This window comes from Thermaerobacter nagasakiensis, assembly GCF_055396825.1.
Window position 1 is genome coordinate 674,500 of the sequence record NZ_AP043740.1, and the last position, 11,734, is coordinate 686,233.

The window sequence follows — 11,734 nt, forward strand, 5'->3', positions numbered from 1 at the left end:
GGGACGGCCACCCCGGCCGAGGCCGGCAGGTCCGGCCGGCCGCCCCGCGACCTGGCGCCAGCTGCTTGAGCCGGCTTGAAGATGCAGGGGCTCACCCGGGTTCAGGGCGCTGCGCCTGCCCGGGGCAGCCTGGTGGGACGGGGTGCAGCCGGCGGGTTCGGGTTGCGCCGTCACGGATTTTATGCTATCATAAAATGCTGTCAGGCGGTCCGAAGCCGTCCACACCAGGCCGGCCCAAGCGCTTCGCCAAGCAGCCGCGGTTCATTCGAGACAGCGTGCGGGAGTAGCTCAGGGGTAGAGCGTCTGCTTGCCATGCAGAAGGCCGCGGGTTCGAATCCCGTCTCCCGCTCCATGGTGGCGCCCTCGGGTGCCGGGTCGCATCCCGGTGCCGATGGGCGCCATCTGCGCATGAAGCCGGCGGGCGCCGGCGCCACTTGCGCAAAGGGTTCGCTGCGACAAGCTGCGTTCCCGGGAACCGGCCGGGCCCGTGCCGCCCCGCCGCGGCCCGGGCCCGATCGTGGAAATGGGTGACGGGCCCCGGTGACGCAGGTGCACGGAAGCGGCCACGCGCCGCGGGCACGGCCAGAGGGCAGGCGCCGGTGCCATGCCTTGGCCGGTCGTCGCCTGGTATGCTAAACTTTTCGGGTCCTGCGGATCGGATCCTGCTCTGGCATGCAGCATGCGTGCAGTACGGCGAGGGCTTGCTCCTGTTGCTTGCGCCGGGGCGAGCCGGGGAGGATGGGCTGATTTGAAGGCGACCGTGGAAAAGATCGAAAATCGCCGGGCGACCCTCACCGTGGAGGTCGAGCCGGAGGCGGTGGCCCGGGCCCTGGACCATGCCTACCGCCATCTGGTCCGGCGGGTCCAGATCCCGGGTTTTCGCAAGGGCCGCGCGCCCCGGTTCCTGGTGGAGCGGCATCTGGGCAAGGCGGCCCTCTTCGAGGAAGCCCTGGATCACCTCCTGCCCGAGGCCTACAGCCGGGCCGTGGCGGAAACGGGCATCGAACCCATCGACCGGCCCCAGCTCAACATCGAAACCTTTAGTGAAGAGCAGGGACTGCGCTTCACCGCCGAGGTGGAGGTGAAGCCTGAGGTCGACCTGGGCGACTACCGGTCCCTGCGGGTCGAAGTGCCGGTGGCCACCGTCACCGAGGAGGACGTCCAGCGGGAACTGGAGCGCTGGCGCGAGCTGCGGGCGACCCTAGAACCTGCCGGCGAGGATGCGGTCGCCGAGAAGGGCATGGTGGCGGTCCTGGACCTGGAGGGGACCCTGGACGGCCAGCCCATTCCCAACGGCCAGGCCGAGGATTATGCCGTCGAGCTGGGCGCCGGCCGCCTGCTGGACGGCGTGGAAGAGCAGATCCTGGGCATGCGCCCCGGCGAGGAGAAGGAGGTTCCGGTGACCTTCCCCGCCGACCACCCCGAGGAGTCCCTGCGCGGCAAGACGGCAACCTTCCACATTCGCCTGAAGGAGCTCAAGCGCAAGGTGCTGCCGCCGCTGGACGACGAGTTCGCCCAGGAGGTGGCGGGACTTTCCAGCCTGCAGGAGTTGCGCGCCCAGGTCGAGAAAGAACTGACCCGAATTGCCGAGGAGCAAGCCCGGGCGGACCTGCGCCGGCAAGTGGTGCAGAAGGTGGTGGAAGGGGCTCGCCTGGAGGTACCGGAAACGCTGGTGCGCCGCCAGGTGGAGGATCGCATCAACAGCCTGGAGAACCGGCTGCGCCGCCAGGGCGACAGCCTGGAATCGTACCTGCAGGCGACCAACCAGACCCGCGAGCAACTGGCCGAATCCCTGCGGCCGCAGGCCGTGGAAGACGTCCGCACCGACCTGGTGCTGGATGCCGTGGCCAAGGCGGAGGGGATCGAGGCGACCGACGCCGAGATCGAAGCGGAACTGCGCAGCCTGGCTGCGGCCATGGGCCAGCCCTATCAGCGGGTGCGCCAGCAATTCACCCGTAGCGGCCTGGTCCTGGACGTGGCAGAGAACATCCGGCGGCGCAAGACCATCGACTGGCTGGTGGAACGGGCCACGGGCCAGGCGGCGGGGACGGCGGCCGCCGGCGGCGAGGCCGCTGGAGGGCGGCCCGCGCAGGCCGCTGCCACCGAAGCTGCGGTGGCGGGGGCTCCCGCCGGTCCTGGGCGGCAGGGCCAAGAAGGGCCGGTCGCAGAAGGCGCCCAGGCGCCGGACGCGCCGGAGGCGCCCGGCGCATCGACCGGGGCCGCGGAATGACAAACTGCAAGGGTGTGACGGAAAGCCGGCCGCGGGGACCGGGCGTACCGCCGGAAGGTCCCGGGCCGGTTCAGATTCCCTGACAGGTGCAGGCGGCCGCAGAATCGGGCCAATATAATAGACACCGAAGCCGCGCCTCCGGGCGGCCGGTTCGACCCTTCGGGGCCCGGCCGGGCCGGAGACCGGCCGGCCCTGCGGGTGCGCCGCCGGCTTCGGTGGGCGAGGGCGAGGTGGGCTGGAATGAATCTGGTGCCGTACGTCATCGAGCAGACCAACCGGGGGGAGCGGGCCTACGACATCTACTCGCGGCTCCTCAAGGACCGCATCGTCTTCATTGGCACCCCCATCGACGACGTGGTGGCCAACTCGGTGATCGCGCAGCTGCTGTTCCTCCAGACCGACGATCCCGACCGGGACATCTCGATCTACATCAACAGCCCCGGCGGTAGCGTCGACTCGGGGTTGGCCATCTACGACACGATGCAGCACATCAAGCCCGACGTCGCCACCTACTGCGTGGGCCTGGCGGCCAGCATGGGGGCGATCCTGCTGGCCGGCGGGACCAAGGGCAAGCGCTACGCCCTGCCCCACTCCCGTATCATGATCCACCAGCCCCACTCCCAGGTCGGCGGCACGGCGTCGGACGTCAAGATCTACGCCGATCAACTGCTCAAGCTGCGGCAGGTGGCCAACGAGATCCTGGCCAAGCACACCGGCCAGCCGCTGGAGCGCATCGAGCGGGACACCGAGCGGGACTTCTTCATGACCGCGGAGGAGGCCAAGGAGTACGGGATCATCGACCATGTCCTCGAGCCTCGGTCCAAGCGGTCGGACGGGTAGCCACCCGGCAAGAGAGGGGTCGTCATGTTCAAGTTCACCGACGAGAAGGGCCAGCTGAAGTGCTCGTTCTGCGGCAAGTACCAGGACCAGGTGAAGCGCCTGGTGGCGGGGCCGGGAGTCTACATCTGCGACGAGTGCATCGAGCTCTGCAATGACATCATCGAAGAGGAGCTCAGCGAGGAGGCCGACGTCGAGCTCAAGGACCTGCCCAAGCCGGCGGAGATCAAGGCCTTCCTGGACCAGTACGTCATCGGCCAGGAGCGGGCCAAGAAGATCCTCTCCGTGGCGGTGTACAACCACTACAAGCGGATCCACCTGGGCGGCCGCATCGACGACGTGGAGCTCCAGAAGAGCAACATCCTGATGATCGGCCCCACGGGCTCGGGCAAGACCCTGCTGGCGCAGACCCTGGCCAAGCTGCTGAACGTGCCCTTCGCCATCGCCGACGCCACCTCCCTCACCGAGGCGGGCTACGTGGGCGAGGATGTGGAGAACATCCTGCTGAAGCTCATCCAGGCCGCCGACTACGACATCGAGCGGGCCGAGCGCGGGATCGTCTACATCGACGAGATCGACAAGATCGCCCGCAAGGCGGAAAACCCCTCCATCACCCGGGACGTCTCGGGCGAAGGCGTCCAGCAGGCCCTGCTCAAGATCCTGGAGGGAACGGTGGCCAGCGTGCCGCCCCAGGGCGGGCGCAAGCACCCCCACCAGGAGTTCATCCAGATCGACACCACCAACATCCTCTTCATCTGCGGCGGCGCCTTCGAGGGCCTGGACAAGATCATCGCCAGCCGCATCGGGCGCCGGGTCATGGGGTTCGGCGCCGAGGTGCGCAGCAAGCAGGAGACCAACGTGGGGGACATCCTGCGCCACATCATGCCCGAAGACCTGCTGAAGTTCGGGCTCATCCCCGAGTTCGTCGGGCGCCTGCCCGTCATCGCCACCCTGGACGCCCTGGACGAGGACGCCCTGGTGCGGATCCTGACGGAGCCGAAGAACGCGCTGGTCAAGCAGTACCAGAAGCTCCTGGCGCTGGACAACGTGGAGCTGGAGTTCGAGCCCGAAGCGCTGCGGGCCATCGCCCAGGAGGCGCTGAAGCGGAACACCGGCGCCCGCGGCCTGCGGGCCATCGTGGAAGAGCTGATGCTGGACCTCATGTACGAGCTGCCCGGCCGGGACGATGTGGCCCGGGTGGTCGTCACCGAGGAGACGGTGCGGCAGCGGCGGGAACCCATCATGGTGACCCGCGAGCGCGCCAAGAAGCAGGAAGAATCGGCCTGAGGCGCCGGACCGCCGGTGCCGGGCGACCGCCACAAGGGCCGGCACGCAGTCCCAGCCGGCCTGGGTCGCCCCGCCAGGGGCGCGGGCCTGATGTCACCCGGCAGGACTGCCGGTACGGCGGTGGGAAGCAGGGGCACCACACCCTGCAAAGGGCATCACGCCCCGCCACCTCCGTGCCGGCAGTCGCCGTTTTGCGGAGGCTCCGTCCCCGCGGGTCACCTGCAGCCGGCGCCCCCGGCCGGCATCTCTCGCGCGCTCACGGCCTGTGGCGCTCCCCTCCCCTCCCCCACTGCACTACTTGCCGACGGTCCCGCCCTGCCACCCCGCCGTGTCCCCGCCCGCCGGCCCCTGTCCGGGGTCTTACCAGGTGCCTTGGTGCCGCTGCCGGCCATTGCCCACGGGTCTCGGGGTGAAGGCGGGCACCCGGGCAGATACTAGGACCGATTCCCGGAACGCCGGCGCCCTCCACCTGCGCCGCCGTTCCGCCCACCAAGCGTGAGGGGAGCCCGGCGGCCATGGACTACGGGAGCATCATCACCTTCGTGCAGTTCTTCTTTGCCGTGGTGATCGGCCTCTACTTCTGGAACCTGCTGAAGGCCCAGCAAGGCAGCAAGGTGGCCGTGCGCAAGGAGTCGCGAAAGGAGCAGGACCGCCTGTCCCAACTGCGGGCCATCGCCCTGACCGAGCCCCTCGCGGAGCGGACCCGGCCCCAGCGCTTCGAAGACATCGTCGGCCAGGAAGAGGGGTTGCGCGCCCTGCGGGCCGCCCTTTGCGGCCCGAACCCGCAGCACGTGCTGATCTACGGCCCGCCGGGCGTCGGCAAGACGGCGGCGGCCCGGCTGGTGCTGGAGGAGGCCAAGCGCAACCCGCGCTCGCCCTTCCGGCCCGACGCGGCCTTCGTGGAGATCGACGCCACCACCGCCCGCTTCGACGAGCGGGGCATTGCAGACCCCCTCATCGGGTCGGTCCACGACCCCATCTACCAGGGGGCCGGCCCGCTGGGAGTGGCCGGCATCCCCCAGCCCAAGCCGGGGGCGGTGACCCGCGCCCACGGGGGCATCCTGTTCATCGACGAGATCGGCGAGCTGCACCCCGTGCAGATGAACAAGCTGCTCAAGGTCCTGGAAGACCGCAAGGTGCTGCTGGAGAGCGCCTACTATAATCCCGACGATCCCAACCTCCCGGCCCACATCAAGGACGTGTTCGAGAACGGGCTGCCGGCCGACTTCCGCCTGGTAGGCGCCACCACCCGCATGCCGGACGAGATCCCGCCCGCCATCCGCTCGCGGTGCGTGGAGATCTTCTTCCGCCCCCTGACGCCGGAAGAGGTCGGCCTCATCGCCCGCCGGGCGGCGGCCCGCCTGGACCTGCCCATGGACGAAGGGGCGGTGCGGGTCATCGAGCGGTACGCCCGCAACGGCCGGGAAGCCGTCAACATCGTGCAGATCGCCGCGGGGCTGGCGGAGACCGAGGGGCGCAGGCGGGTGACCACCGCCGACGTGGAGTGGGTGGTCAACACCGGGCAGTACACGCCCCGGCCCGAGCGCCGGGTCGCGGACCGGCCCCAGGTGGGGGTGGCCCACGGCCTGGCCGTGTACGGGCCCAACCTGGGCACGTTGATCGAGATCGAGGTGGTCGCCTCCCGGGCTGCCGCTGCAGGCCAGGGGCGCATCACCCTGACGGGGGTCATCGACGAGGAGGAATTCGGCGGCGGCGGTCGCCCGGTGAAGCGGCGCAAGAGCACCGCCCGCGGCTCGGTGGAGAACGTCCTCACCGCCCTGCGGCGGCTGCTGCCGGTTCATCCCGCCGACTACGACCTGCACATCAACTTCCCGGGGGGCATTCCCCTGGACGGCCCCTCCGCCGGGGCGTGCCTGGCGGCCGCCATCTACTCGGCCCTGACGGGCGTCCCGGTGGACAACCAGGTGGCCACCACCGGCGAGGTGAGCGCCCGGGGCCTGGTCCGGGCGGTGGGCGGCATCCAGGCCAAGGTGGCGGCGGCGCGCCAGGCAGGCGCCCGCCGGGTGGTCCTGCCCCGGGAGAACTGGCAGGAGTCGCTGGGCCACTGCGGCCTGGAGGTGGTGCCGGTGAACACGGTGGAGGAGGTGCTCCGGGCCGCCCTGGTACGGGAAGAACCGGCCGTGCCGCGGGCCGGTCAGGACGTGGGCGCCGAGGTGCTGACGGCCGCCCCGCAGCCCAACGCCTAGCGCAATCCCGGCCGGTCCCAGGACCGGGTGCCGGGCGCGGCGGGCGCCCGGTGCCCAGGACTGACGGCCCTGCCGGAAAGTGCTTGTCCCGGCGAGGTAGGAAAACGCCCCCCGTTCCCCGAACCCCCTGGCCTGTGACCCGCGGCGGCTGGGGTGCCCCGGCCGCCGCGCCAGTTGGGGACGAGGGGAACCGGGACGATGACAGTACAAATCCGGGGGCAGCGGGTGGTCCTGACGCCCCTGACCCCCGCCGATCTCGCCTGGCTGGTGCACTGGGAACGGGATCCGGCGGTCGTCCGCTTCGCCGGGCAGCGTTTCGACAGCCTGGCCGCGGCCTGCACCTGGTGGCAGGCGGCGCAGGCCGACCCGCGGCACGTGGTGCTGGCGGTGCGCCTGCCGTCGGGCCAGGTCATCGGCGATGTGGAGCTGGTGGAAATCAACTGGGGGCGGCGGGAAGCCGAACTGCGCATCCGCATCGGCGACCCCCGCTACCGGGGCAGGGGCCTGGGTCGGGACGCCGTCCGGGCGGCCGCCCGGTATGCCGCCGGGATCGGTCTCAAGCAGCTGTTCCTGCGGGTCGACGTGCGCAACGTGGCCGCCCTGCGCTGTTACCGGGCGGCAGGGTTCCGCTCCCGGGGACGGTTCACGGCCGGACGCCGCAAGGCGGACGGGCTGGCCGACATGTACCTGATGGTCCGGGCCTTGGACGCCGGGCCGGGCGGCGGTGCGGGGATCGGCCCTGCCGCGGCGGGCCCGCGGGCCGCAGCCGCCGACTAGCCGCGGCCGGTCCCCAGGGTGAGGGTTCCTCGCCGGAGGCCGGCTCCTTCGCCCCCGGGTCAGGGGTCTTCCAGCCCGGCCCTGTGGGTGGGAGAGAGGCTGCGCGGCAGCCAGCCGCACCCGGTGCAAGGGGTCCCGCTTTCCGGGTCCCGCTTTACCGGGTGCCGGCTGCCGGTTCTGCCGCGCCGCGGGCCTTGACAGGGCTGCCTTTCCTTCTTTTACACTACAGTCAACCCAATCCAGCTCGCCCCGCGGCCGGCGCGCGTGTCCTGCTGGCGGCCCGCGGGGGCGCGGCAGAGGGCGATGACGGGGAGGAGTAGGGGCCGCAACCCCGGCCAGAGAGAGGCGCCCGGCGGCTGGAAGGCGCCTTCCGGTAAGGCGGGCCCGAAGTCGCCCCGGAGCTCCCGGTCCCAACTCGCCTGCCGGTGTGCCCCCGGCCCGGGCCGGACCCTGGGGGGCGGGGGATGGCAGGGGGGCGTAGGCCGGGCGGGTGGCGCCCGTGAACGCGCCGTGAGCGTCCCGCACCCAGAGGGTGCCCGTTGCCGGTCCGTGGCGGCTGGCCATGGCGGCGCTGCCGGGCGGGGCGGAAGAAGGGTGGTACCGCGAGAGCAAGGCCTCTCGCCCCTTGGGGCGAGGGGCTTTTTTCATGGGCCGCCCCCGCCGGGCGGGAGCCGCCCGGGTTGGACCCTGCTGGGACGGCGCCGGGGGCCGGTTCCTCCCTCCGGGCGCCGCGGGTGCCCTGCTGCCGGCCCGGGCGGGGGCGGGCGGCCAGGGGACGACAGCCTGGTGCCGGCGCGCGGGCCCAAGCCGCCGCGCCGGTGGAAGGAGAGGGAGCATGGCAAGCGGAGAGCCGCTGCACCAGGCGGTGGCGCCGGAACTGCCGACGCGCTACCGGCCGCAGGACTTCGAGGAGGACATCTACCGCTTCTGGCTGGAGGAGCGGGCCTTTCACGCCGACCGGGACGCGCCCGGGCCCGTCTTCTCCATGGTGATCCCTCCGCCCAACGTGACCGGAAACCTGCACATCGGCCACGCGCTGAACAACACCATGCAGGACATCCTGGCCCGCTGGCACCGCATGCGGGGCGACGTCACCCTCTGGGTGCCCGGCACGGACCACGCGGGCATCGCCACCCAGCACGTGGTGGAGGTGCGGCTGGCCCGGGAAGAGGGCCTGCGCCGGCAGGACCTGGGCCGGGAGCGGTTCCTGGAACGGGTCTGGGCGTGGAAGAACCAGTACGAGGCGAACATCCTGGGGCAGCTGCGCCGGCTGGGCGCCTCGGTGGACTGGGACCGGGTGCGCTTCACCATGGACGAGGGCTGCAGCCGCGCCGTGCGCGAGGTCTTCGTCCGGCTGTACGAGAAGGGCCTGATCTACCGGGGCGACTACATGGTGAACTGGTGCCCGGAATGCCATACGGCCCTGGCGGACATCGAGGTGGAGCACGAGGAGCGGGAGGGCCGGCTCTACCACCTGCGCTACCCGCTGGTGGACGGCGAAGGGGCGGTCGAGGTGGCCACCACGCGGCCGGAGACCATGCTGGGCGACACGGCGGTGGCCGTCCACCCCGAGGACGAGCGCTACCGCCACCTGGTGGGCCGGCGGGTGCGCCTGCCCCTGGTGGGCCGGGAGATCCCCATCATCGCCGATCCCCTGGTGGATCCGGAGTTCGGGACCGGCGCCGTCAAGGTGACGCCGGCCCACGACCCCAACGACTTCGAGATGGGGCGGCGCCATGGCCTGGAGGCCGTCCAGGTGGTGGGCTTCGACGGGCGCATGACCGAGGCCGCCGGCAGCCGCTACGCTGGGCTCGACCGCCAGGAGGCGCGCCGCCGGGTGGTGGCCGACCTGGAGGAGGGCGGCCACCTGGTGAAGGTGGAGCCCCATCGCCACAACGTGGGGGTCTGCTACCGCTGCGGGACGGTGATCGAGCCCCTGATCTCGCGCCAGTGGTTCGTCCGCATGAAGCCCCTGGCCGAACCGGCCATGGAGGCGGTCCGCAGCGGCCGCACCCGCATCGTGCCCGAGCGGTTCACCCGCGTGTACCTGCACTGGCTGGAGAACATCCGCGACTGGTGCATCTCCCGGCAGATCTGGTGGGGTCACCGGATTCCGGCCTGGTACTGCCGGCAGTGCGGTGAGACCGTGGTGGCGCGGGAGGACCCCGACCGCTGCCCGCGTTGCGGCAGCGACGCTTTGCACCAGGACGAGGACGTGCTGGACACCTGGTTCAGCTCGGCCCTCTGGCCCTTCTCCACCCTGGGCTGGCCCGACGCGGACAGCCCCGATCTGCGCCGGTTCTACCCCACCTCGGTGCTGGTGACGGGCTATGACATCCTGTTCTTCTGGGTCGCCCGGATGATGGTGATGGGCCTCGAGTTCATGGGGGACGTCCCCTTCCGCACGGTGCTCCTCCACGGCCTGGTGCGGGACGCCCAGGGGCAGAAGATGTCGAAATCCCGCGGCAACGTGGTCGACCCGCTGGAAGTGATCGACAAGTACGGGGCCGACGCCCTGCGCTTCACCCTGGTGACGGGCCTGGCGCCGGGCAACGACGCCCGCTTCTCCTGGGAGCGGGCCGAGGCCAGCCGGAACTTCGCCAACAAGCTGTGGAACGCGGCCCGCTTCGTGCTGATGAACCTCCAGGACTTCGACCCGTCCCGGGGCGAGCCCCGGCGCGAGAACGCCGCCGACCGCTGGATCCTGGCCCGGCTGGAGGCGGTGACGGCCGACGTGCAGCGCCTGCTGGAGGCCTTCGAGCTGGGGGAGGCGGCCCGGGCCCTATACAACTTCATCTGGGACGAGTTCTGCGACTGGTACATCGAGCTGGTCAAGCCGCGGCTGGCAGCACCGGCGGCGACCGGCGCGGAGGTGGCGGCGGCCCAGGATGCGGCGGTGCAGCCGGAAGCGCTGGCGGGGGCGGGTGAGGGCGACCCCGGTGCGGCGTCCAGCCGCTACGCCGCCCAGTACACCCTCTGGCAGGTCCTGGAGCAGACCCTCCGGCTGCTCCATCCCTTCATGCCCTTCATCAGCGAGGCCATCTGGCAGAAGCTGCCGCGTCCCGGCGGCGGGCCCCGGACCCTGGCCCTGGCCCCCTGGCCGCGGGCGGGCGAGGCGTGGCCGGAGGCGGCCGCCGGCGACGACGGCCGCATCGCGCGGTTCCAGCGGGTGATCGACACCATCCACGGCCTGCGCAGCATCCGGGCGGAGTTCCGGGTGCCGCCCGGGCGCAAGGCCCACGTCCTGATCTACGCGGAGGAACCCGCCCAGGCAGAGGCCTTCCGCGAGCAGGCCGAAGCCATTCGCCGCCTGGCCGGGGTCGACCGGCTGGAGATCGCCACGGGGAGCGGGGAGCGGCCCGCGCAGGCAGCCGCTTATGTGGGGCCGGGCGTGGTCGCCTACATGCCCCTGGCCGGCTTGATCGATCTGGAGGCGGAACGGAGGCGCCTTGAGCGGGAACGGGAGCAGGCCGAGGCGGCGCTGGGAAGGGTGCGGGCCAAACTGCAGAACCAGGGGTTCGTGACCCGGGCGCCGGCGGAGGTGGTCGAACAGGAGCGCCAGCGGGAGCAGGAGCTGGCGGCGCGGCTGGAACTCCTGGCCCAGCGCCTGGCGGAGCTGGGTTGAACGCCACCGGCGCTGCCTCCAGCGCGGGCAGCGCGTCCAGGGCGCGCGGCAAGGGCGGCAGGGCGGCAGGTCGGCAGGCCGGGACGGGCGTGCCGGCAGATGTTCCGGCCCGGCAGGGGCCCGGCCCAGGGTCGGGTCCAGGGGCGGCGGGCCAATCCGGCGGGCCAATCCCAAGGGCTAGCCCAGGCCACCGGCCAGGGGCGGGCGGCAGAACCGCCCGCCCTTCTTTTACTGCCCCCAAGCCACTGGGGCCGGCCGGAACCGCCGGGTGCCGGTCGCCGGGAGCAGCTGGCCGGGGACAGCAACAGGATGTAAAATAATGGCATGCCACAAAATAATGGTGATCCACATCACTTTTCGACAAAAGGGAGGCAACAGCGTGCCGGTACCGAAAAGAGCCACCGTCCAGGAAAGGACGGGAGGTCATGCGACGCAACGGCGGAGGATGGGGCGTGCTGGCTGCGGTGCTGGTGGGCAATGCCCTGGGCAACCTGGCGGCACGCCACGGGCTGTCGGGGTGGCTGCCCTGGCTGTCCCAGGGGCTGGGCCCTTCCCTGGAGCCCACCACCCTGGTGGTGCCGTACCTGGGCGCGGTGACCCTGGGCCTGCGCCTCGACATCACGGCGGGAGGCTTGCTGGGCATCCTCGCTGCATTGTTATGGCTGCAGCGCCGCCGGTAGGTGCGCCGGGCGGCGCGGCTGCGGGGATGGGCCCTGGGGGCAGCCGCCCGCCTGGTCCGGGGTCCCGTCGCGGCGTGATGCGGGGGGAGGG

Annotated in this window: 7 protein-coding genes and 1 tRNA gene; all 8 read left to right on the top strand. The window is 71.6% G+C overall.

From position 1 onward, the window contains the following. The first annotated feature begins 277 nt into the window (after positions 1 to 277). The 8 genes from ACZ5T9_RS03015 to ACZ5T9_RS03050 all read left to right on the top strand — a co-directional run bounded on the left by ACZ5T9_RS03015 (position 278) and on the right by ACZ5T9_RS03050 (position 11,643). Positions 278 to 352, top strand: a tRNA-Gly gene (locus ACZ5T9_RS03015). Between the two features lie 396 nt (positions 353 to 748). After that, positions 749 to 2,230, top strand: coding sequence for a trigger factor (gene tig, locus ACZ5T9_RS03020; protein WP_464833781.1), 1,482 nt, complete (start codon positions 749 to 751; stop codon positions 2,228 to 2,230). A gap of 240 nt (positions 2,231 to 2,470) precedes the next feature. Continuing rightward, positions 2,471 to 3,070, top strand: a complete 600-nt coding sequence (clpP, locus tag ACZ5T9_RS03025) for an ATP-dependent Clp endopeptidase proteolytic subunit ClpP (RefSeq protein ID WP_464833782.1) — start codon at positions 2,471 to 2,473, stop codon at positions 3,068 to 3,070. Positions 3,071 to 3,094: 24 nt separating this feature from the next. Next, positions 3,095 to 4,354 carry an ATP-dependent Clp protease ATP-binding subunit ClpX gene (gene clpX / locus ACZ5T9_RS03030; RefSeq protein WP_464833783.1) on the top strand — a complete coding sequence of 420 codons (1,260 nt, stop codon included), beginning with the start codon at positions 3,095 to 3,097 and terminating at the stop codon, positions 4,352 to 4,354. A gap of 515 nt (positions 4,355 to 4,869) precedes the next feature. Continuing rightward, positions 4,870 to 6,561 (top strand): ATP-dependent protease LonB, encoded by a 1,692-nt coding sequence (gene lonB / locus ACZ5T9_RS03035; RefSeq protein WP_464833785.1) that lies wholly within the window; start codon positions 4,870 to 4,872, stop codon positions 6,559 to 6,561. A 198-nt stretch (positions 6,562 to 6,759) separates the two neighbouring features. Further along, positions 6,760 to 7,338 carry a GNAT family N-acetyltransferase gene (locus ACZ5T9_RS03040; protein WP_464833787.1) on the top strand — a complete coding sequence of 193 codons (579 nt, stop codon included), beginning with the start codon at positions 6,760 to 6,762 and terminating at the stop codon, positions 7,336 to 7,338. Between the two features lie 835 nt (positions 7,339 to 8,173). After that, entirely contained in the window at positions 8,174 to 10,963 is a 2,790-nt protein-coding gene (locus tag ACZ5T9_RS03045; protein ID WP_464833788.1) for a valine--tRNA ligase, read from the top strand. Between the two features lie 425 nt (positions 10,964 to 11,388). Then, the gene (locus ACZ5T9_RS03050; RefSeq protein WP_040826154.1) at positions 11,389 to 11,643 is read left to right on the top strand and encodes a hypothetical protein; all 255 of its coding nucleotides are present in this window, start codon (positions 11,389 to 11,391) and stop codon (positions 11,641 to 11,643) included. The last annotated feature ends 91 nt before the right edge of the window (positions 11,644 to 11,734 follow it).

Bases quoted from the DNA above. Each gene is read 5' to 3' on its own strand.
- clpP (WP_464833782.1), top strand. From the start codon at position 2,471: ATGAATCTGGTGCCGTACGTCATCGAGCAGACCAACCGGGGGGAGCGG.
- ACZ5T9_RS03050 (WP_040826154.1), top strand. From the start codon at position 11,389: ATGCGACGCAACGGCGGAGGATGGGGCGTGCTGGCTGCGGTGCTGGTG.
- ACZ5T9_RS03040 (WP_464833787.1), top strand. From the start codon at position 6,760: ATGACAGTACAAATCCGGGGGCAGCGGGTGGTCCTGACGCCCCTGACC.
- lonB (WP_464833785.1), top strand. From the start codon at position 4,870: ATGGACTACGGGAGCATCATCACCTTCGTGCAGTTCTTCTTTGCCGTG.
- clpX (WP_464833783.1), top strand. From the start codon at position 3,095: ATGTTCAAGTTCACCGACGAGAAGGGCCAGCTGAAGTGCTCGTTCTGC.
- ACZ5T9_RS03045 (WP_464833788.1), top strand. From the start codon at position 8,174: ATGGCAAGCGGAGAGCCGCTGCACCAGGCGGTGGCGCCGGAACTGCCG.